Source organism: Nonomuraea sp. NPDC054003, from assembly GCF_055585125.1.
Genome location: NZ_JBVJKR010000002.1, coordinates 661739 through 682401, shown reverse-complemented (window position 1 = coordinate 682401; position 20663 = coordinate 661739). Strand labels below are relative to the sequence as shown.

The 20663-nt window shown below is 72.8% G+C and carries 19 protein-coding genes; 15 read left to right on the top strand and 4 right to left on the bottom strand.

Annotated elements, in window-relative coordinates; all coding sequences use genetic code 11:
* The first annotated feature begins 1 nt into the window (after position 1).
* The 3 genes from edd (at position 2) to eda (ending at position 3879) form a co-directional block, all read left to right on the top strand.
* Positions 2-1948 carry a phosphogluconate dehydratase gene (gene edd, locus ACZ6YG_RS07355; RefSeq protein ID WP_466017475.1) on the top strand — a complete coding sequence of 649 codons (1947 nt, stop codon included), beginning with the start codon at positions 2-4 and terminating at the stop codon, positions 1946-1948.
* A gap of 232 nt (positions 1949-2180) precedes the next feature.
* The gene (glk, locus tag ACZ6YG_RS07350) at positions 2181-3140 is read left to right on the top strand and encodes a glucokinase (protein WP_466017447.1); all 960 of its coding nucleotides are present in this window, start codon (positions 2181-2183) and stop codon (positions 3138-3140) included.
* 127 nt (positions 3141-3267) lie between these two features.
* Positions 3268-3879: a bifunctional 4-hydroxy-2-oxoglutarate aldolase/2-dehydro-3-deoxy-phosphogluconate aldolase gene (gene eda / locus ACZ6YG_RS07345; protein WP_148032403.1), complete on the top strand. Its 612-nt coding sequence runs from the start codon at positions 3268-3270 to the stop codon at positions 3877-3879.
* Here eda and ACZ6YG_RS07340 read toward each other — a convergent pair whose 3' ends face one another.
* Positions 3880-4341 (bottom strand): hypothetical protein, encoded by a 462-nt coding sequence (locus ACZ6YG_RS07340; RefSeq protein ID WP_466017446.1) that lies wholly within the window; start codon positions 4339-4341, stop codon positions 3880-3882.
* A 134-nt stretch (positions 4342-4475) separates the two neighbouring features.
* Between ACZ6YG_RS07340 and ACZ6YG_RS07335 the strand changes: the two genes are divergently transcribed.
* From ACZ6YG_RS07335 to ACZ6YG_RS07320, 4 genes are all read left to right on the top strand, one after another.
* The gene (locus ACZ6YG_RS07335) at positions 4476-5534 is read left to right on the top strand and encodes a helix-turn-helix domain-containing protein (RefSeq protein WP_466017445.1); all 1059 of its coding nucleotides are present in this window, start codon (positions 4476-4478) and stop codon (positions 5532-5534) included.
* A gap of 94 nt (positions 5535-5628) precedes the next feature.
* Entirely contained in the window at positions 5629-6624 is a 996-nt protein-coding gene (locus ACZ6YG_RS07330) for an alpha/beta hydrolase (RefSeq protein ID WP_466017444.1), read from the top strand.
* Between the two features lie 125 nt (positions 6625-6749).
* Positions 6750-6968 carry a hypothetical protein gene (locus ACZ6YG_RS07325; RefSeq protein ID WP_364227684.1) on the top strand — a complete coding sequence of 73 codons (219 nt, stop codon included), beginning with the start codon at positions 6750-6752 and terminating at the stop codon, positions 6966-6968.
* Positions 6969-7165: 197 nt separating this feature from the next.
* Positions 7166-7387, top strand: a complete 222-nt coding sequence (locus tag ACZ6YG_RS07320; protein WP_466017443.1) for a hypothetical protein — start codon at positions 7166-7168, stop codon at positions 7385-7387.
* Positions 7388-7471: 84 nt separating this feature from the next.
* Here ACZ6YG_RS07320 and ACZ6YG_RS07315 read toward each other — a convergent pair whose 3' ends face one another.
* Positions 7472-8011: a hypothetical protein gene (locus tag ACZ6YG_RS07315; RefSeq protein WP_466017442.1), complete on the bottom strand. Its 540-nt coding sequence runs from the start codon at positions 8009-8011 to the stop codon at positions 7472-7474.
* 215 nt (positions 8012-8226) lie between these two features.
* On the opposite strand from ACZ6YG_RS07315, the gene ACZ6YG_RS07310 reads away from it, so the two are divergent.
* From ACZ6YG_RS07310 to ACZ6YG_RS07275, 8 genes are all read left to right on the top strand, one after another.
* Positions 8227-9615, top strand: a complete 1389-nt coding sequence (locus tag ACZ6YG_RS07310) for a hypothetical protein (RefSeq protein ID WP_466017441.1) — start codon at positions 8227-8229, stop codon at positions 9613-9615.
* 186 nt (positions 9616-9801) lie between these two features.
* Positions 9802-11151 (top strand): extracellular solute-binding protein, encoded by a 1350-nt coding sequence (locus ACZ6YG_RS07305; protein WP_466017440.1) that lies wholly within the window; start codon positions 9802-9804, stop codon positions 11149-11151.
* Positions 11151-12116, top strand: a complete 966-nt coding sequence (locus tag ACZ6YG_RS07300; RefSeq protein ID WP_261808636.1) for a carbohydrate ABC transporter permease — start codon at positions 11151-11153, stop codon at positions 12114-12116. Before ACZ6YG_RS07305 ends, ACZ6YG_RS07300 begins: the two co-directional genes overlap by 1 nt.
* Positions 12113-12934 carry a carbohydrate ABC transporter permease gene (locus tag ACZ6YG_RS07295; protein WP_271277653.1) on the top strand — a complete coding sequence of 274 codons (822 nt, stop codon included), beginning with the start codon at positions 12113-12115 and terminating at the stop codon, positions 12932-12934. The genes ACZ6YG_RS07300 and ACZ6YG_RS07295 overlap by 4 nt, the downstream gene beginning before the upstream one ends.
* Entirely contained in the window at positions 12931-14193 is a 1263-nt protein-coding gene (locus ACZ6YG_RS07290; protein WP_466017439.1) for a 6-phospho-beta-glucosidase, read from the top strand. The genes ACZ6YG_RS07295 and ACZ6YG_RS07290 overlap by 4 nt, the downstream gene beginning before the upstream one ends.
* The gene (locus ACZ6YG_RS07285; RefSeq protein ID WP_345482617.1) at positions 14190-15158 is read left to right on the top strand and encodes an N-acetylglucosamine kinase; all 969 of its coding nucleotides are present in this window, start codon (positions 14190-14192) and stop codon (positions 15156-15158) included. The genes ACZ6YG_RS07290 and ACZ6YG_RS07285 overlap by 4 nt, the downstream gene beginning before the upstream one ends.
* Positions 15155-16981 carry a glycoside hydrolase family 9 protein gene (locus tag ACZ6YG_RS07280; protein ID WP_466017438.1) on the top strand — a complete coding sequence of 609 codons (1827 nt, stop codon included), beginning with the start codon at positions 15155-15157 and terminating at the stop codon, positions 16979-16981. The genes ACZ6YG_RS07285 and ACZ6YG_RS07280 overlap by 4 nt, the downstream gene beginning before the upstream one ends.
* Before the next feature lie 22 nt (positions 16982-17003).
* Positions 17004-18281, top strand: coding sequence for an ROK family transcriptional regulator (locus ACZ6YG_RS07275; protein WP_466017437.1), 1278 nt, complete (start codon positions 17004-17006; stop codon positions 18279-18281).
* A 60-nt stretch (positions 18282-18341) separates the two neighbouring features.
* Here the strand turns inward: ACZ6YG_RS07275 and ACZ6YG_RS07270 are convergent, their stop codons facing one another.
* A complete protein-coding gene (locus ACZ6YG_RS07270) occupies positions 18342-19298 on the bottom strand; it encodes a cyclase family protein (protein ID WP_466017436.1) in 957 nt (318 codons plus the stop codon).
* Positions 19299-19419: 121 nt separating this feature from the next.
* Positions 19420-20583 carry an MSMEG_1130 family ribosome hibernation factor gene (locus ACZ6YG_RS07265; protein WP_466017435.1) on the bottom strand — a complete coding sequence of 388 codons (1164 nt, stop codon included), beginning with the start codon at positions 20581-20583 and terminating at the stop codon, positions 19420-19422.
* Positions 20584-20663 lie beyond the last annotated feature (80 nt).

The window sequence follows — 20663 nt, the reverse complement described above, 5'->3', positions numbered from 1 at the left end:
TATGACTTCCATGCACCCCGTCATCCAGCGGATCACCGACCGCATCGCCGGACGCAGCGCGACCAGCCGGGCCGCGTACCTGGCCAGGATCCGCCGCGACGGCGAGAACGCCCGCGCGAAGGGCCCGGCCCGCGCGCACCTGGGCTGCGCGAACCTCGCGCACGGCTTCGCCGCCGCGCCCGACTCCGACAAGCCCGCCCTGCGCGGCACGGCCAAGCCGGGCGTGGCGATCGTCACCAGCTACAACGACATGCTCTCCGCCCATCAGCCGTACGAGACGTACCCACCGGAGCTGAAGGCGGCGGTGCGCGCGGCCGGGGGCGTGGCCCAGGTGGCGGGCGGCGTGCCCGCCATGTGCGACGGCATCACGCAGGGCAGGGCCGGCATGGAGCTGTCCCTCTACAGCCGCGACGTGATCGCGATGTCGACGGCCATCGCGCTGTCGCACGACATGTTCGACGCGAGCCTGCTGCTGGGCGTCTGCGACAAGATCGTGCCGGGCCTGCTGATCGGCGCGCTGCACTTCGGCCACCTGCCCGCGATCTTCGTGCCGGCCGGGCCGATGACGTCGGGCCTGCCGAACAAGGTCAAGGCCCGCACCCGCCAGCTCTTCGCCGAGGGCAAGCTCGGCAGGGGCGAGCTGCTGGACGCCGAGGCGAAGTCCTACCACTCCCCCGGCACGTGCACCTTCTACGGCACCGCCAACTCCAACCAGGCGCTGATGGAGGTCATGGGCCTGCACCTGCCGGGCTCGACGTTCGTCAACCCGCACACCGAGCTGCGGCACGCGCTGACGGCTGCGGCGGGCCGCCGCGCGGTCGAGATCACCGCGCACGGCGCCGAGTACACGCCGATCGGCGAACTGGTCGACGAGAAGGCGATCGTGAACGCGTGCGTGGCGCTGCTGGCCACGGGCGGCTCCACCAACCACACGCTGCACCTGGTGGCCATGGCGGCCGCCGCCGGGATCGTGCTGACCTGGGATGACCTGTCGTGCCTGTCCAAGGTGGTGCCGTCGCTCACCAGGATCTACCCGAACGGCCAGGCGGACGTGAACCACTTCCGCGAGGCGGGCGGCATGCAGGTGCTGATCGGCGAGCTGCTGGACGCGGGCCTGCTGCACGCCGACGTGATGACCGTGGCCGGGCCCGGCCTGGACCGCTACCGGTCGGCGCCGGAGCTGCGTGACGGCGAGCTGGCATGGGAGCCGGTCATCGGCAGCTCCGACCTGGACGTGCTGCGCCCGGTGTCGGACCCGTTCGCGGCCGACGGCGGCATCCACGTGCTCTCCGGCAACCTGGGCACGGCCGTGAGCAAGGTGTCGGCGGTCAAGCCGGAGCACCTGGTGATCGAGGCGCCGGCGAAGGTCTTCGACGACCAGCTCGACCTGCTGCGCGCCTTCGAGGCGGGCGAGCTGGACGGGCAGGACTTCGTCGCGGTCATCCGCTACCAGGGGCCGAGCGCCAACGGCATGCCGGAGCTGCACAAGCTCACGCCGCCGCTGGCGGTGCTGCTGGACCGGGGGCAGCGGGTGGCGATCGTCACCGACGGCCGCATGTCGGGTGCCTCCGGCAAGGTGCCCGCCGCCATCCACCTGTCGCCCGAGGCGGCGGACGGCGGGCCGATCGCGCTGGTCCGCGACGGCGACGTGGTCCGCCTCGACTCGGCCGCGGGCACCCTGGAGCTGCTCGTGCCGGTCGAGGAGCTGGCCCGTCGTACCCCCGCGGGCCGCGCGCTCAGCGACGCCGAATGGGTCGGCACCGGCCGCGAGCTGTTCGCCACCTTCCGCCGCATGGCGGGCCACGCTGAGCAGGGGGCCGGCATCTTCGGCGTCAGCGGCGCCGAGTCGCCGCACCACGGCCCCGGGCTGGCGTTCCCCGCCGAGTCGGGCGCCTCCCACCTGGAGACGGGCATCCCGCTGCCCGCTCCCTCGGGAGCCTCCCGGTGACTCCTTCCTGGTCTCCCTCCGAGGGCACGCCCGCCCTTCGGCCCTCGGAGGGCATCTCCCGCGGCGGGGAACTCCCGGCCGCGCCCGGCCACCACCCCTCGGAAAGCATCCACGGCGGCGACCGCCTGGCCGGGTCCGTCCTCCGGGCCTTCGGCGGCGGGAGCCTCATGCTCTCGCGGGGCATGCGCTTCTCCCGGCCCTGCGGCTGTTCGGCACGCGCCGGACGGTCGCGATGAGGGCGCCGGAGCTGCCGTGGCTGGTCGCCGACATCGGGGGGACGAACGCCCGGTTCGGTCTCGTCACGGCGCCAGGAGCCGCGCCGTCACACGTGGCGGTGCTGTCCGGGGCCGTCTACCCGACGCTGCCCGACGCCGTGGCCGCTTATCTCTCCGAGCATGCGGGCGGGGTGCGGCCGGGTGCGGCGTGCCTGGCCGTGGCCGGGCCGATCGACGGGGACCGCTACCGGCTGACGAACTCGCCCTGGGCCGGGTCCACGCGAGATCTGGACGTCCCGTACGTGAAACTGCTCAACGACTTCGAGGCGCTGGCCGTGTCGCTGCCGCACCTGCGCGCGGACGAGCTGGTGCCGCTGGGCGGCCCCGAGCCCTCGTACGGGGTGAAGGCGGTGCTCGGCCCCGGGACCGGGCTCGGCGTGGGCGGGCTGGTGCCGACCGATCACGGCTGGGTGCCGATCCCCGGCGAGGGCGGTCACGTCACGGTGCCCGCGGCCGACGACAGGGAGCTGGAGATCGTCCGGGCGCTCCGTGCGGAGGGCCTGGACCAGGTGGTGGCCGAGCACGTGCTGTCGGGGCCCGGCCTGGCCCGCCTGCACCGGGCGCTGGCCCGGGTCAACGGCGTCGCGGCGCCGTCCCTGGCCGCTTCGGAGATCGTGGCGCGGCTCGGCGACCCGCTGTGCGCGGAGACGGTGGAGGTGTTCTGCGGGATGCTGGGGAGCTTCGCCGGGAACGTCGCGCTGACTCTCGGCGCGCGGGGTGGTGTCTACCTGGGCGGAGGCGTCCTTCCCCGTATCGTGGAGCGCGTGTGCGCCAGCAACTTCCGTGCCAGGTTCGCCACTAATCCCGACATGTCCGCATACCTGGCGGAGATCGGCACCTCGCTCATCGTCGCGCCGCAGCCCGCCCTGACGGGCGCCGCCGCCTGGCTCACCAAGCACGCGCCGGCGGCCCGATGACCACCCACGCCACCCACCGGCCCACGCGGTGGCGGGTCTGGCGGCCGGCGTGGCCCGTCCCGATCGACCACCGTGCGCCGGGCGCCTCGCCGCGTCCCGGGCGTTTTCCGTACCTGAGGAGTTCCCGATGAGCCTGCTCGACCTCGCCCCCGTGATCCCCGTCGTGGTGATCGACGACGTGGAGACCGCCGTGCCGATGGCGCGGGCGCTGGTGGCCGGCGGCCTGCCCGTGATCGAGGTGACGCTCCGTACGGCCCCCGCGCTGGAGGCCATCGCCCGGATCTCCGCCGAGGTCCCCGAGGCCAAGGTGGGCGCGGGCACGATCCGCAACTCGCAGGACATCGCGGCCGCCCTGGAGGCCGGCGCGGGCTTCCTCGTGTCCCCCGGCACGACGCTGTCGCTCGTGGAGGCGATGGAGTCCAGCGGCCTGCCCTACCTGCCGGGCGCCGCCACCGCCTCGGAGGCGATGGCGCTGGCGGAGCGGGGCATCAAGGAGCTGAAGTTCTTCCCGGCCGAGGCGGCGGGCGGCGTCGCGTACCTGAAGTCCCTGCAGGGCCCGCTGCCGGACGTCCGCTTCTGCCCGACGGGCGGCATCCGCCCGGCCACCGCCCCTGACTACCTCGCCCTGCCGAACGTCGGCTGCGTCGGCGGCACCTGGCTCACCCCGGCCGACGCCCTGTCCGCCGGCGACTGGTCCCGCGTCGAGAAGCTCGCCTCGGAGGCCGCCGCCCTGAGGTGATCACCACCCGTCCCAGCCGCGGGAGCCGTACCAGTCGCCCACGATGCGCACGTAGATGTCGTCGGCGGTTTCCTGCGGGACGGCTCCTGGATGCCAGGCGAAGCCGGTGTTGCTGTAGATGGCCCATTCCGTCGTCGTGAAGCCGGCGCTGCCAGGGACCGGCACGCCGTCCAGGCTTCCGTGCTCGGCTCCTCCACCGCACACCCGGTACAGCCCCGCCCACTCGCAGGACTCGTAGTGGATCGGCCCTCGTTCCATGATCCTCTCCGCGTAGGCGCCCAGGGCCGGCGCCGACAGCGAGAACCGCAGCGCCCAGTAGACCATCAGAGGAAGACCGACGAGGACGACCGCCAGGAACATCTCGACCCCGTACCAGAAGGGCACGCTCGCCCAGTACATGATCACTAGGGCCAAGGTGGACCACACGATCACGAAGGGCCATCCGGGCGGCTTGGCGATCATCGCCGCACACTAGCGCAATCTCGGGACGATCCGGCTCGTTCCCGGCAAGCTGTGGCCCGGTCTGTGTGGGACCGGGTGAGAGCGGGTCGTCACGGATCGCTACCGCTGTGGCCCGGCCCACCTAGGCTGAGGGGATGAGAGAGCTGGTGGGCCGGGTGTCGGCGCTCGACACCGAGGCCGGGGCCGCGGTGCGGGTCATCGCCTACTTCGACCGTCTCGTCCAGGCCCATGCCGGTCTGGAGGCGATCGTGCGCGGCGCCGCCATGCTGGCCGGTTGCCCCGCCTGCCTCTCCGACCCCGACCGCCACCTGCGGATCCGCGTACGGGCCGACGGCGAGCGCGAGGACACCCGGACCGCGCCCGACCCGGGCTGGCCCGCCCACCACGTGGGCAGCGGAGCGGCGGCGCTCCGGCTGGAGCGTCCCGGACGAGCGGGGCCCGTCGACGCCATCGTGCTCGAACGGGCCGCCGCCGCGGCGCGCGACGTGCTCGACCGCACCTGGGGCCGCGCGCCCGCCCGGCCGGGTGAGGATCCCGCCCTGGTCGAGCTGCTCCTCGACGCGGCCGCGCCGCCGCAGGCCCGCCTGATCGCCGCCCGGCGGCTCAACCTGGCAGGTGACGTACGGGTCCGCGCGGTCGCGGAGGAGGGCGGGCGGGCCCGGATCGAGCGTGACCCGGTGATCATCACTGACCGGCCCGCCGAGAAGCGCCAGGGGGTCGGCCCCGCCGTGCCCGTGCCGGAGCTTCCCGAGTCGTGGCGGCTGGCCCGCGTCGCGCTGCGCCTGGCGGCCGAGGGATCCGCCCAGGATCCCGGCCCGCGCGTGGTGTTCGCGGACGAGCTGGGCGGGCTCATGGTGCTCGCCGCCGCGGCCCGCCCGGACGGCGAGGCGGTCCCCGACGTCCTCGCCCTGGAGCGGGCCGGATCGGCGGCGCCCTGGACTCTCGTCACCCTCCACGCCGTCGCCTACGCCCAGAGCCTGCGCGCGGCCGCCACGGAGCTGACCATCCACCACTCCACCCTGCAGGAACGGATGACCCACGCCGAGCACCTGCTGGGCTGGGACGTACGCACCCCGCAGGGCCGCCTGCGCCTGCAGCTCGCGTTCGCACTCCGGCGGCTGGCCCGCCACCCCGAGCCGGGCAGGCCCGCCGATCGGCGGGGTCGCCGGGTAAACCCGCCGAGTGGCGGGTAAGGCCCGCCATCTGGCGGTCGATCCACCGGCCCGGCCGTGGCCACCATGGTCCCAGCGGCAAGTCGGCCGCGACGTCCGACCGAAAGGTTCTCCGATGAGCATCGATGAGTCCCCCGCCCGGCCGGCCGCGCCGGTGCCGTTCGACCCCGAACTCGGCGCGGCCCTGACCCTGATCCAGCAGCACATGCCCCCGCTCACGTCGCTGGACGAGATCCCCGCGCTGCGCGCGAACTCGGCCCTGATGCCGGTGCCCACCGCCGAGCAGCTCAGTCGCGACGGGGCGTTCGACGTGGAGGAGCGCGAGGTGCCCGGCCCGGCCGGAGCGCCCGATGTCACCCTGCTCATCTGCCGCCCCACCGGCGCCACCACTCCGCTGGCGGCCATCTACAACATCCACGGAGGCGGCATGATCGGCGGGAACCGGCTCGTCGGCCTGGACTCGCTGCTGGACGTGGCGCAGGAACTGCGTCTGGTGCTCGTGTCGGTCGAGTACCGGCTCGCGCCCGAGCACCCGCACCCGGCCCCGGTGGAAGACTGCTACGCGGGCCTGGCGTGGACCGCCGAGCACGCCGCCGAACTGGGCATCGACCCGGCCCGCATCCTCGTGGCCGGAGGCAGCGCGGGCGGCGGGCTCGCGGCGGCCGTGGCCCTGCTGGCCCGCGACCGCGAGGGCCCGGCCCTGGTGGGGCAGATGCTGATGTGCCCGATGCTGGACGACCGCAACGACACCCCCTCGTCCCTGCAGATGGCCGGTCTCGGCATCTGGGACCACGCGGCCAACGAGATCGGCTGGACCGCCCTGCTCGGCGACCGGCGCGGCGGCCCCGACGTCTCCCCCTACGCGGCCCCGGCCCGGGCCACCGACCTGTCGGGGCTGCCCCCGGCGTTCATCGACGTCGGCTCGGCCGAGACCTTCCGCGACGAGGACGTCGCCTACGCCACCCGCATCTGGCAGGCCGGCGGCCAGGCCGAGCTGCACGTCTGGCCGGGCGGGTTCCACGGCTTCGAAGGCATCGTCCCGCACGCCGCGATCTCCCAGGACGCCGGTGTGCCCCGGATGCGCTGGCTCCGCCGTATCCTCGCCCCCTGAGCCGCCCGCGCGCCCAGCGGAACGGTCAGGAACGGAGAAGCGGCGGCCACCGCGCCGCGCCTAGCGTGATCGTCATGGATGTCCCCGCTCACCGGAGCGGGGTCGCTCGTCTCGCAAGGAGAGCCATGAACGGGAACACGTGGGTCCGGCGGGCGCACCGCTGGCTGTCCATGACCTTCACGGTGACCGTCGTCGTCACCGTCGTCGCCATCGCCGTCGCGGGGCAGGAGGGGCCGGCCGAGTGGATCTACTACCTGCCGCTCCTGCCCCTTGCCCTGCTCCTGCCCACCGGCCTGTACCTGTTCGTCCTGCCGTATGCCGCCAAGCGGCGCAGCAGGCGGTGACGCGCCCGAGCTTGTCGTCACGTTGGGTAAAGTGTTCATTACCTCAGGCGCCCGGCGACGGTCGCCGAGCGACCGCACCGGACTGCCGCCTCATGGTCTCTCGGCGACCAGCCAGGCACCGACTAACCTTGACGACAGCCGGGACCTGACTGCGGTCATCAGCCAGGTCCCTGCCCCCCACGGTAAGGGAGATCGACTTGAGCACCAAGAGCACGGAGGAGCGTGTGAGCGCCTTGGAGTCTTGGGCTTTCCAAACCGGCCGGGACCTCGCCGAGATCAAAGCGGTTCAGGCGGAGCATACGAATCGGCTCGCGGCCATGGACGAACGACTGACCGGCATGGACGAGCGGCTGGTCCGCCTCGAATACGGCGTGGGCCTGCTGCTCGATCACCACGGCATCCAACGTCCTCAGCCATAGCCCTCAGAAGGGAGAGTGCTTCCGGTAGTGATGCCGGAGGCGTTCTCCGCGTACGGCCAGTGCGGGCTGCGACCTGCCGTCATGTCAGCACAGTCTCCTGAGGTCGGCGAAGTCCGCGTTGATGTCCGCGATCACCTGGTTGGGATCGCCGCCCGTCATACCGGTCAGGCGGAAGTTCAGCTCCTGGAACTCGGCTGCCAGCCGGCGGATGGTCGCTCCCACCGCTCCTTGCGCGTCGAGGCCCGCGCCCATCAGGTCCTGGTATGCCTGGCGGGCCGCGGCTGCCTGGCCTGCGCGGGTGGTCCCGGCGTCCCGGCGGTATGTGGCCAGCGCCGTCTCCGTTTCGTCGCAACCGGCGGGCCGGACCGCTGACAGCGTTGCGGGGGGCTCCTCGGCCACCGGGGTGGAGCTCGGCACCGGCGGTTCGGGAGTGCGGGTTTCGGGGGTGCTGGATTCGGGGGTGCTGGGCTCGGGCGGAGGGCTCGAGGTCTGCGGTGCGGGCGAGATGGGCGCGGGATCCGGTGAGGACTGGGTGGCCGAGGGGGTGGGTTCCGGGCCGGGCTGCGGGGGCTGCGGCATCAGGTACGCGACCAGGGCGACCACGGCGGCAGCCGCGGTCGCCATAGCGCTCACGGCCGTCCAGTCCGGGCCACCTTTCGGCCGCGCTGATCGCTTCTCCGCCATGGCCTCATCCTCGCCGAGCCGCCGGGCCGGGTCCAGAAACGCCTCCTGCCGATCTTGATACGCCCGCGTGGAGATCCCCCGGCGTTCCAGGAAGCGGCCGGCGACTACCCGCACGGTTAAGATCGCCTTTCCGGCGATCTCCAGGGCAGGCCACCGTGTACCTGATCTACCGCTCATGGGACCAGGGCGTTCTCGGCAAGCGCGTGTGGCGGATGCCCCAGCCGACGGTGCTGGAGTGGGTCCATGACGTATGGGAGGACGCCACCGCCGGGGACCCGTACGAGTGGTTCGAGCGCGAACTGGGCACGAACGTCTGGTATCTCGCGGCCCTCTTCGAAGGCGGCGCACCGCCGCGGAGCATGGAGGAACTGCGCACCCTGGCCCGGACCCGGGTGTCGGAACTCCAGCAGTGCAACGTCGACGCCCGGAGCGTGCGCGTGCTCGCCGACTCCCTCTGGTATGAGGTGGCGTACTACCTCGTCGACGACTCCGCCGTGGCGGCCAGCCCCGGCCTCTGGTCCTACGCCGTGCACGACGGGCCGCTGCCCGCGACCGTGAACACCCCCGCCGGCGGGTTCACACCACCGTGGAAGACCGTCGACCTGGCCGGATCGTCCGGGACGGGCACCGTCTACGCGGTCCTGCTCACCTGCAGGGCGAGACACTTCAGCATCGGACGGGACGACACCTACGCCTTCCGGGGCGTCCGGCTCCCGGAGTTCGCCGCCGCGCTGCGCTCGCTCGGCACCACCGGCGAATGGCCGCTGGAACTGATGGTGTTACGGTCGCTGATCGCGCCGGACGAGGACGGCATCGCGGCGGCGCTGGAGCGCTGCAACCGATGGCCCGGCTATGCCGAGCCGCCGGACGACTACCTCGCCGACCTCAGCTCCCACGCGGCGGCGCTGGAGCTGATCCGGACCGCCCGCGGCCGCGAAGGCACGGTCATCCACGTGGACGAGCATGTGGTCCAGATGCTCATCGCGGAATGGGGCGAGACACGTGAGCAGTGGTTCTTCTTCGACGACCGGTGGGCCGGCGGCCATCCCGATCTCGCCGCGTCGCTGATGTGGTTCGCCTACCACTGGGATCCTCTCTGCTCGCGCCACCACTTCAGAGACAAGCCGTGCTCTGACAACCGCGTGCTCTACATCGCCGTGATGGACGAGGATGGCCGGGTACGGGTGCGCGAGGCGGGGCCGATGGACGACGAGCGGTTCTGGAAGTTCTACCGTTGGCACCACAGCAGGCGACCGCTCGGCGAGGTGACCGCCGGCGACGTGCTCGGCGCGGTGGAGGTCCAGTTCCAGCAGCCGGCGCCCGACTCGTGCAGGTTCACCGAGTTCCAGATCACCCGCACGAGCCACGGCCCGGCCGTCGCCGCGATGCTCGCGGACCGCATCCGGCACGACCTCAAGGAAGCGGGCATCACCCGGTCCGACGGCTGGCTGCAGACCCGCTATCCGCACGGGCGTCGTTTCTTCCGCGCCGTCGGCCGGCTGCGCCGGTCCGCTGATGGGTCCGACTTCCTCGTCATCGGCTGACCGGCCTCTCGATAGTCAACATTCTTACCCTTGACGCTCCGTACCGCTCGCCTTGGGTGGCGTCACGAGTTGGTTTCGGGCCTTGACCGCTTCGGGCTGCCCGCTTACCGTCACCGTTGAGTTAGGAAGCTTTACTATCTCTTGATGGACGACGTAACCCCCCACACCAGCTCATAGGAGACTCTCGTGCGCTTCGTCCCTCTCGTGGCGGCCGGGCTGCTGGCCCTGTCGCTCACCGCATGCACCGCGGGCAAGGAGGCACCGCCGTCGCTCGGCGCCCGGCCCGCCGCGAGCGGCACCGGCCCCGCCGCCGCCGCGCTGCCCCCCGCCACGCTGGAGCTGTGGCACGGCTTCTCCACCGACGTCGAGACGAAGGCCTTCGAGGAGGCGGTCGCGGGCTTCACGGCGAAGTTCCCGCAGATCAAGGTCACCACGAAGAAGGGCATCCAGGACGCCCAGATCACCCAGGCGATCCGCGGCGGCAAGGCGCCCGACGTGGCGGCCTCGTTCACCACCGACAACGTCGCCCAGTGGTGCAGGAGCGGCGCGTTCCAGGACCTCACCGCGGTCATCGAGCAGGACGGCATCGATCTGGGCGTGCTCCCGGCCGCGGCCCGCGCCTACACCGAGTTCGAGGGCAGGCGGTGCACGATGCCGCTGCTCGCGGACGCGTACGGGCTCTACTACAACAAGGCGCTGATGAAGGGCGAGCAGCCGCCGAAGACCCTGTCGGAGCTGACCGAGCTGACCAAGAAGCTCACGGTCCGCGACGCCGACGGGAACATCGAGGTCGCCGGGTTCATCCCGAGCTTCCAGTACTACGAGAACTCCCCCAGCCACCTCGGCCCGATGGTCGGCGCGAAGTGGTACGAGGACGACGGCACCTCGGCCATCGGCTCCGACCCGGCGTGGAAACAGCTGCTGCGGTGGCAGAAGGAACTGGTCGACTGGTACGGCTACGACAAGCTGGAGAAGTTCCGCAAGGGCCTGGGCGACGAGTGGGGCGCCGAGCACCCGTTCTTCGAGGGCAAGGTCGCCATGATCCTCGACGGCGAGTGGCGCAACGCCATGATCGCCAACGACCCCGAAGCCAAGGACCTGGACTACGGCACCGCCCCGCTGCCCGTCGCCGACGACAAGCCCGAGCTGTACGGCAGCGGCTTCACCGCCGGCACGGTGATCGGCGTGCCGAGGGGCGCCGCGCACCCGCAGCACGCCTGGGAGCTGGTCAAGCACCTCACCACGGACACCGAGTCGCTGGTGACGCTGTCGAACGCGCTACGCAACGTACCGACCACCAAGGCCGCCATGGAGCACCCGGACCTGGCCAAGGACGCGAACTTCGCGACGTTCCTCGACATCTTCAACCACCCGAAGACGACGTCGATGCCGGCCAGCGTCAACAGCGTCTTCAACCAGGACGCCTTCTCCACCTTCCTCATCCAGTGGGAGAAGGGCGCGGTCAAGGACCTCGACGCCGGGCTGGCCGGGGTGGACAAGCGGATCGACGACAAGCTGAAGCTGTCCGGGGGCTGATGATGGCCTCCACCCACGTCGCGCGGCGCGGGCACGCCCTCGCCCGGCCGTCGCGCCGGCGGCCCGGCGAGGGCCTGCGCGCCCTGCTGTGGCTGTCGCCGTGGATCGCCGGCGTGGCGGTCTTCTTCGTCTACCCGCTCCTGTCCACGGTCTACTTCTCCTTCCACCGGTACGACCTGTTCACGCTGGAGTTCATCGGCCTGGACAACTACCGCTACGCCTTCTCCGACCCCCGCGTGCTGCAGTCGGCGCTGAACACCCTCTGGCTCGTGGTGTTCATGGTCCCGGCCCAGGTGGTGTTCGCGCTGGGCGTGGCGCAGCTGCTGGCCAAGCTGAAGAGCGGCGGCGGGATCCTGCGGACGATCTTCTACCTGCCGTCGCTGGTGCCGATGGTGGCGGGCACGGTCGCCTTCGTCTACCTGCTCAACCCGGCGACGGGCCCGGTCAACCAGCTGCTGGCCTGGTTCGGGATCGCCGGCCCCGACTGGTTCGGCAGCGCCGCCTGGGCCAAGCCCAGCCTCACCCTGCTCGCCCTGTGGGGCGCCGGCAACACCATCATGATCTTCCTGGCGGCGCTGCTGGACGTGCCCAGGCATCTGTACGAGGCCGCCGCGATCGACGGGGCGGGCGCCTGGCGGCAGTTCCGCAGCATCACGCTGCCGACGATCTCCCCCGTGCTGATGTTCTCCGCCGTCACCGGCGTGATCTACGCCGTGCAGTACTTCACCCAGGCGATGATCGCCTCCCGGGTGGCGTCCGGCGCGACCGACTCGGCCGGCACCACGTTCACCCCCGGCTATCCGGACGGCTCGCTGCTCACCCTGCCCCAGCACCTGTTCCACACCGGGTTCCGCGACTGGTCGATGGGGCTGGCGTGCGTGCACGCGCTGCTGCTGTTCGCGGTCGCGATGCTGTTCACGCTGATCCTGCTGCGGCAGTTCGGCAAGGCGGAGGTGACGTCGTGAGGCGCCGCCTGATGTGGGTCGCCCAGCACTCGCTGGCCATCGCGCTGGCGCTGATGTTCCTCGGGCCGGTCGCGTTCGTGACCCTGACCGCGCTCATGACGGACGAGCAGGCTCTCACCAGCCGGCTCTGGCCCGAACAGTGGAACTGGGCCAACTTCGCCGACGTCTTCGCCCGCTCGGAGCTGCTCACCTGGACGCTCAACACGTTCCTGTACGCGTCGCTGGCCACGGTGTTCATGCTGGTGTCGTCCATCCCGGCGGCCTACGCCCTGTCCCGCTTCCGCTTCCGCGGCCGCAAGGCGGCGTTCCTCGTGGTGATCAGCGCGATGATGCTGCCGCCACAGGTCGTGGCGGTGCCGATCTACCTGGTGTGGGCGCGGCTGGACCTGACGGACTCGCTGTGGCCGCTGATCCTGCCGATGCTCTTCGGCGACGCGTTCTCGATCTTCCTGCTGCGCCAGTTCCTCATCACGATCCCGCGCGACTACACCGACGCGGCCAAGGTGGACGGCTGCTCGGACGTGCGGATCCTGTTCCGCGTCATCCTGCCGATGGCCCGCCCCGCGATCGCGGCGGTGGCGCTGTTCTCGTTCTTCTACTGCTGGAACGACTACTACGGGCCGCTGCTGTACGCCGGGGTCGACCAGGAGGGGTGGACCCTGTCCCTCGGGCTGGCCACCTTCAAGGCCTTCCACAGCGTGCAGTGGAACCTCACCATGGCCGCCACCCTGCTGGTGACCGCCCCGGTGATCATCGTTTTCCTCTTCGCCCAGCGGGTCTTCATCGAGGGCGTGACATTGACGGGGGTGAAGGGTTGAAGCTCGCCGTGGTCGGGGGCGGCTCGACGTACACGCCGGAGCTGGTCGACGGGTTCGCCCGGCTGAGTGAGGATCTGCCGCTGACCGAGCTCGCCCTGGTCGATCCGGCCGCGGAGCGGCTGGAACCGGTGGCGGGCATGGCCCGCCGGATGCTGCGGGCGGCCGGGCACCCGGCCGCCGTGACCGCGACCGGCGACGTGCGGGCGGGGGTCGAGGGGGCGACGGTCGTGCTGCTGCAGCTCCGGGTGGGCGGGCAGGCGGCGCGCGAGGTGGACGAGACGCTGCCGCCGCGCTGCGGCTGCGTCGGCCAGGAGACGACGGGCGCGGGCGGGCTGGCCAAGGCGCTGCGGACGGTGCCGGTGGTGCTGGACATCGCCGAGACGGTCGCCCGGCACGCCCCCGGCGCGTGGATCGTCGACTTCACCAACCCGGTCGGCATCGTCACCAGGGCACTGCTGGACGCCGGGCACCGCGCGATCGGGCTGTGCAACGTGGCGATCGGCTTCCAGCGCCGCTTCGCGGCCACGCTGGGCGCCGACCCGTCGCGGGTGTCGCTCGGGCACGCCGGGCTCAACCACCTCACCTGGGTGCGGTCGGTCCTCCTGGACGGCGAAGACGTGCTCCCCGGCCTGATCCGGGAGCACGGCCGGGAGATCGCGGCCGACGTCGGGCTGCCGGTCGAGCTGATCACCAGGCTGGGCGCGGTGCCGTCGTACTACCTGCGCTACTTCTACGCTCACGACCTGGTGGTGGCCGAGCAGCGGACCGAGCCGTCGCGCGCGGCGCGGGTGGCGGAGATCGAGCGGGAGCTGCTGGCCCTGTACGCCGACCCGGCGGTGACGGCCAAGCCGGAGCTGCTGGGGCAGCGGGGCGGCGCGTTCTACTCCGAGGCCGCGGTGGCGCTCATCGCCTCGCTGCTCGGCGACCGCGGCGACGTCCAGGTCGTCAACGCGCGCAACGGCGGCGTGCTGCCGTTCCTGCCGGACGAGGCGGTCGTCGAGGTGCCCGCCAGGATCACCGCTTCGGGCGCGGAGCCGCTGCCGGTCGCCCCTCTTGAGCCGCTGTACGCCGGGCTCGTCGCACACGTCTCGGCGTACGAGACGCTCGCCCTGGAAGCCGCCCTGCGCGGCGGGCGCGAACGGGTCGCCGACGCGCTGCTCGCCCATCCGCTCGTCGGCCAGGAGCATCTGGCGCGCGAGCTGACAGGGCTGCTGCTGGAGGCCAACCGCGCGCATCTGCCCTGGGTGGGGACCCGTTGAGGACGATCCTGGCGGTCGACGGCGGCAACAGCAAGACCGACCTCGCGCTGGTGGCCGAGGACGGCACCGTGCTCGCCACCGGCCGGGCCGGGCCGTTCGTGCCGCAGAGCGCCGGAGTGAGCGCCGCCGCCGACGTGGTGGAGCGCGCCGCCCTGGCGCTGCGCGACGGCATGGCCGCGCCGTACGCCGACGTCCTTGCGGCCTTCCTGGCCGGCGCCGACTTCCCGCGCGAGGAGGAGGCGCTGCGCGCGGAGTTCCTGGCGCGCGGGTGCGCGGGCGAGGTGTCGGTGGCCAACGACACCTTCGCGGTGCTGCGCGCGGGCGCGTCCCGGCCGTGGGGCGTCGTCGTGGTGTGCGGGGCCGGCATGAACGCCGCCGGCGTCTCCCCCACCGGCGAGGTGGCCCGCTTCCCCGCGCTCGGCAGGCGCAGCGGCGACTGGGGCGGCGGCGAGGACCTGGCCGAGCACGTGCTCTGGCATGCCGCCCGCGCGGAGGACGGGCGCGGCCCGGACACGGCGCTGGCCGAGCTGGTCCGCACGCGGTTCGGCACGGCGAGCGTCACGGAGGTGGTGCTCGCCCTGCACTTCGGCGAGCTGGACCCGGCCCGGCTCCACGAACTGGTGCCGGGCCTGTTCGCCGTCGCGGCAGGCGGCGATGCCGTGGCCAGGGGCCTGGTCGCGCGGCAGGCCGACGAGGTCGCGGTGATGGCCAGGGTGTGCCTGGACCGGCTCGGCCTGCTGGACACGCCCGCCGAGGTCGTGCTCGGCGGCAGCGTGCTGACCGCGCGCGACCCGTACCTGCACGGACTGATCGAGACCTCGCTCGGCGCGAGCGCGCCGCACGCGCGCGTCCTCGTCACCGCCCTTCCCCCGGTCGCGGGCGCCGCCCTGGCCGGGCTGGACCTGCTCGGCGCGGCCGAGGCCGCGCACACCCGAGTTCGCGAACACTTCAGGAGGAGCACGTGAGGAAGCTGATCCCCGCCGCGCTCGCGCTGGCGCTGCTGGCCACCGTGAACGGTCCCGCCGCGGCCACCGACCAGCCCGCCCGCCAGGCCGACGCGACCGGGCTGATCCGGGTGGATCAGGTCGGTTACCTGCCGGGCGAGAGCAAGCACGCGTACCTGATGACGAGCGGCCCCGCCGGGCGCTTCACCGTGGTCGACGGGCGCGGGCGGACGGTGCTCACCGGGCGGGCCGGCCCTGACCGGGGCGCCTGGAACAGCCGCTACCCACACGTCCACGACCTCGACCTGACCCGGCTGCGCACGCCCGGCCGCTACCGGATCAAGGCGGGAGGGGCCACGTCGGCCGAGTTCGAGATCGCGCCGTCGCGGAACCCGGCGGCCAAGGTGCTGGGTTTCCTCGGCCTGCAGCGCGACGGCGCCGACGCGGTGCGCCGGCCGAGCCATCTCAACGACCGGGCCGCCTCCGTCTACGCGTGGCCCGAGTTCACCGGCCCGGACACCGACCAGATCAAGGGCGGTCTGACGCGGATCGGCGGCCCGGTCGACGTCGAGGGCGGCTGGTTCGACGCGGGCGACTACCTCAAGTTCACCCACATCCTGGCGTACGTGGACACGCTGTTGTGGGCGGCCCAGCGGGACGGCGCGAGCAGCCCGGCCTTGAGGAAGGAAGCAGCTCATGGCCTGAAATATCTGGACAAGATGTGGGATGAGGAGTCCAAGACGCTCTACATCCAGGTCGGCATCGGCGCCGGCGACGCCGAGGGCACGTTCGTCGGCGACCACGACATCTGGCGGCTGCCCGAGGCCGACGACCACGACGGTGCCGAAGGGCACCAGTTCATCCGCGACCGCCCGGTCTTCCGCGCCGCCGATCCCGGCGAGCCGATCAGCCCGAACCTGGCCGGGCGCACCGCCGCCGCCTTCGCGCTGGCCGCCCAGCTCGAACCGTCCAGGCCGCGCGCCGCCCGCCTGCTCGACCAGGCCGCGTCCGTCTACGCCATGGCCCGGACCACCGGCGTGGACCGGCTGGTGACCTCCCTGCCGCACGCCTTCTACCCGGAGAGCGTGTGGCGCGACGACATGCAGCTCGGCGCCGCCGAGCTGGCCCTGGCCGCGCAGCGCCTGCGCGACCCGCGCGCCGGACGGTGGCTGGCGGAGTCGGCCCGCTGGGCGCGCGGCTACCTCGACGAGGAGCAGGGCGACACGCTCAACCTTTACGACGTGAGCGCTCTGGCCCACGCCGACCTGATCAGGGCCATCCGCGCTTCCCGGGCCGAGGGACTCGCCGTCACCGAGGCCGACCTGGTCGCCGGGCTGCGGGCCCAGCTCGACCTCGGCGCCCGCCGCGCCGCCGCCGACCCGTTCCGGGCGGGGGCTCTCTATGACACGTTCGACTCCGTACCGCATGCTTTCGGCCTGGCCGCCACCGCGCACCTGTACCGGTCGGTGACCGGCGACCGCTCCTACGACGCCTTCGGCACGGCGCAGCGCAACTGGGCGCTCGGCGCGAACCCGTGGGGCGTGTCCTTCGTCGCCGGAGTGGGCGAGAACGCGATCGCCTGCCCGCACCACCAGATCGCCAACATCACCGGCAGGCCCGCCACCGGCGCGGTCGTCAACGGGCCCAACGACGCCGGGCTGTTCGAGGACGGCCTCGGCGGGCACTTCGAGGAGATGCCGCCCTGCCCGGCGGACGGCACGGACCGCTACGAGCGGTTCACCGGCCACGGCAGCCGTTTCGTCGACGACGTGCGCTCCTGGCAGGCCTCCGAACCGGCCGACGATTTCGCGGCGATCGCCCTGTACGCTCTCACGTTGACGTGACGCCGCTCACCCCGGAGGTGACGTGAAGCCCCCTGTCCACGGGACGCCGCGGCTGATGCGCGCGATCAACGACCGCGCCGCGCTCCGCATCCTGCTGGAGAAGGGCCCGCTGACCCGCCCCGAGCTGAGCAGGCTCACCGGCCTGTCCAAGCCGACGGCGTTCCAGCTCCTGGCCCGCCTGCAGGAGGCGGGCCTGGTCGTCAACGACGGCGTCCGCACGGGCCAGGCCGGGCGCACGGCCGAGGTCTACCGGGTCAACGGCGCCGCCGCGTACGTGGCCGCGCTGGACGTCACCCCCGGGAGGATCGGCGTCCGGGTGGCCGACATCACCGGCGCCGTCGTCGGCGAGGCCGACTACCCCGCGCCTTTCCCCGAACCTTCACCCGCGTCTTCACCGGCACCCTTTCCCGCGTCTTCCCCCGTACAGCCGCCTGAGGGGGGCGGTCTCGTCGAGCGGCTGCGGGCGGCCGTGGAGGCGGCACGGCCACCGGGCCCACTGCGCCGCGTCGTGATCGGCGTGCAGGGCGCCGTCGACCCCACGACCGGTAGGCTCGACCACGCCGCCGCCGAGGACATGCCCGGCTGGCAGATCCCCGATCTGGTGCCCACGCTCACCGCCGGGCTCGGCGTCACCGTCGACGTGGAGAACGACGTCAACCTCGCCGCCCTCGCCGAGCAGGCGCACGGGGCTGCGGCCGGCTGCCCGGACTTCGTGCTGCTCTGGGCCGGCGAAGGGCTGGGCGCCGCCCTCGTGATCGGCGGGCGGCTGCACCGCGGCTTCTTCGGCGGCGCCGGCGAGGTCGGCTACATGCCGATCCCCGGCGCGGCCACGGCCCGCGACGGCGGCCGGTTCGGCCACCACGGCTACCAGGCGCTGGCCGGTGGGCCGGCGCTGCAGGACCTGCTGCGCTCGTACGGGGTGCGCGGGGCCGACTTCCGCGAGTCGGTGGCGACCGCGGCACGCCTGGCCGAAGGCACCGGGAGAGCCGCCCAGGAAGCGGCGGCGGGCCTGCGGACGGTGGCCTCCCGGGTCGCGCTCGGCCTGGCGACCATCGCCGCGGTCGTCGACCCGGGGCTCGTGGTGCTGGCCGGGGGCCTGATGTCCGCCGGGGGCGAGCCGCTGCGCGACCTCGTCGAGCGCGAGCTGCGGGTGCTCGACGTCGACCGGCCGCAGGTCCGGCTCTCCGCCGTCGACGGCAACCCGGTGCTGGTGGGCGGGCTGGACCTGGCACTGGCCCGGGTCAGGGACGAGGTCTTCGGCCACGCCCGCGACGGCGCCCCGGCCGAGTCGGGCCGCTGACCGCTGTCGCGTACGGCGGCCTGGGCCGGGTCCTCGGGCGTCCTCGTCGTAGAAACGCGGTCAGAATGTGGCGATCGGGTTGACCGGGCTGCCGGACGTGCCGGCGAAGCGGACCGGCGCGACCGTGAGGTGGAAGTCCCACTGGCCGAGCTCGGCAGCCGTCGTCGCGCACGCCTCCAGGTCGCAGTTGTCGAGCATCCACAGACCCATCGCGACGAGGCTCACGGCGTGGACCGGCATCAGCACGCCTTCGTAACCCGATGGCAGAACGTCCTGCGGGGTGTCGGCGCCGATCAGCGCGACCTCCCGTTCGTGCAGCCACGGCAGGCAGGACGCGTGCCACCCGGCCTGCGAGAAACCGCTGACCGCACCGGTCTCGTGCCGGACGCGGCCGTAGCCGGTCCGCAGGAGCACCGCATCGCCGGATCGCACCCGCACACCCTGGCGACGCTCGGCCTCCTCCAGATCGTCGGGGAACACCCCCTGCCCCGGTTCCAGCCACGGCACATCCCGCGCGCTCGCGACATCCAGCAGGACACCGCGCGTGACGATCCCGTTCGCCGCCGCCGTGACGGCCGCCCACGCCGAGCCCGTCGCGGCGTCGACCAGCGCGTGCGACCGCCCGTTGTACATCGCGCCGTCCCAGAAGATGTGGCACGGCGAGTCGACGTGGGTGATGGTGTTGCCGTGGAACGTGACGCCGATCCGCTCGGACGAGAAGCCCCAGTGCCGGTCATGACGGAATCCGGGCGCCGGCATGTTCTCGGCACCCGGCATGTCGGCGGCGCACGGGCAGGTCGTCGTCGACCGCTCCATGTCCTCCGGTACGGCGACCTCCCATGCGCACGACACGCTCCTGCCGTGGCGCACGGCCCGCGCCGCCGCCAGCCGGACGTCGTCGGTGATGTGGTTCAGCGTGCCGAGCTCGTCGTCGTCGCCCCACCGTCCCCAGTTCGACAGCGTGTCGAAGTATCCGAGCACGTCGTCCTGCGTGGGCACCGGTCGCCCTGCCGTCATCCCGGCATCGACTCCTCCGGTCGCGTGGTTGGAGGCACCGCAGGCAGGGTATCCCGCTCGCTCCCTCAGGAACCAGCGAGTCAATCGTGACGGCGGACGATCCCGGGGCCCGCGGCATGCCTCACCATCGCAGCAGGGCGCCGATGCCTCCGGCGTCGCCGAGGACTCCGGCGCCGGCCCCCTCGATCGGGCTGACCCGGGCGCTGGTGGCGAGGGCCCGCTCCACCAGCCGCTCGGTCAGCCGGGGCTCGGGCGTGTGCCGCCGGACGCCGGTCTCGGTGTCGGCGTACAGGGTGCCGTCGGCGTCCACCGAGCCGACGTAGCGCACCTCCGGGTCGTATGCCAGGTGGGCGACCCGGCCCTCGTTCAGCGCCCCGGCCACCTGGGACAGGCCCAGCGCGCCCTTCTTGCTCAGCCCGGCGTCCAGGACCTGTTCGAGCAGCCGGCGCTCGCTCGCGGTGTGCTCGGCGTGGAGCCGTTCGGTCACCGCGGCCAGCAGCCCTGAGTCGTCGAGCCCGGCGAGCACGCGCGTGTCCCGGATCACCCGGTCCCGCAAGGGCTCCGGGAGCCTGCCGGCGAGGATCTCGGCCCACTGATCGCCGCCGCTGACCAGGATCCGCTCCCACCGCCGTTCCTCGGTCAGGTTCGTGACGGTCTCCGCCACCCGGTCCAGGAACCGCTGCGCCCAGGCCCGCTCGCGGGCCTTGCGCTGCTCCCGCATCGGCGTGTTGTACTGGCCCGCCGGTCCACCGCCGATCTGGCCGGCCCGCTCGTGCGGCGCCTCCAGGTCCTCCTGTTCCAACTGGCTCACCTGCCGCAAGCGGCCGAGCCGCCATTCCAGCAGCCGGGCCTCGTCGCTGGAGACGAGCACGACCCCGGCCGGCCGGCCCTCGTCCAGCAACTCCAGCAACGGGTGGACGAACGGGCCGTCGTCGAGCACGACCCGATTCGGCACCGGCATCTGGCTGTCCAGGCGTACCACCCAGTCGTCGCCGAGCGCGGCGAAGGCGATCCGGCCGCGGCCGGACTCGATGGGTGTGGCGAGCTCTTCCACCTCGGGACCGAGCCGGTCCAGCGCGGCGACCACCTCGCGACGGCGCTCCGCCGGTCCCTCCTCGGCCACCCGGCGCCGCAGCTCCCGGTAGCGGTTCTTCAGGTCGATCGCCGCGGCGTTCCGGTCCCCGCCCGGATCGGCGTTCACGTACACCGACAGCACCCCGGCCGCGTCGGTGCGCCCCGACAGCTCCAGCAGGGCCTTGTCATCCAGTTCCTCGATGGCCGCCAAGACTCTCGTCCTTTCCCCCGGTGGCTGTGAGCTGCTCCCTACCCGAACGTGTCCGCTTCGCACCGTTTTGAGGTGTTTGG

Bases quoted from the DNA above. Each gene is read 5' to 3' on its own strand.
- edd (WP_466017475.1), top strand. From the start codon at position 2: ATGACTTCCATGCACCCCGTCATCCAGCGGATCACCGACCGCATCGCC.
- ACZ6YG_RS07300 (WP_261808636.1), top strand. From the start codon at position 11,151: ATGATGGCCTCCACCCACGTCGCGCGGCGCGGGCACGCCCTCGCCCGG.
- glk (WP_466017447.1), top strand. From the start codon at position 2,181: ATGAGGGCGCCGGAGCTGCCGTGGCTGGTCGCCGACATCGGGGGGACG.
- ACZ6YG_RS07315 (WP_466017442.1), bottom strand. From the start codon at position 8,011: ATGGCGACCGCGGCTGCCGCCGTGGTCGCCCTGGTCGCGTACCTGATG.
- eda (WP_148032403.1), top strand. From the start codon at position 3,268: ATGAGCCTGCTCGACCTCGCCCCCGTGATCCCCGTCGTGGTGATCGAC.
- ACZ6YG_RS07330 (WP_466017444.1), top strand. From the start codon at position 5,629: ATGAGCATCGATGAGTCCCCCGCCCGGCCGGCCGCGCCGGTGCCGTTC.
- ACZ6YG_RS07340 (WP_466017446.1), bottom strand. From the start codon at position 4,341: ATGATCGCCAAGCCGCCCGGATGGCCCTTCGTGATCGTGTGGTCCACC.
- ACZ6YG_RS07270 (WP_466017436.1), bottom strand. From the start codon at position 19,298: ATGACGGCAGGGCGACCGGTGCCCACGCAGGACGACGTGCTCGGATAC.
- ACZ6YG_RS07325 (WP_364227684.1), top strand. From the start codon at position 6,750: ATGAACGGGAACACGTGGGTCCGGCGGGCGCACCGCTGGCTGTCCATG.
- ACZ6YG_RS07335 (WP_466017445.1), top strand. From the start codon at position 4,476: ATGAGAGAGCTGGTGGGCCGGGTGTCGGCGCTCGACACCGAGGCCGGG.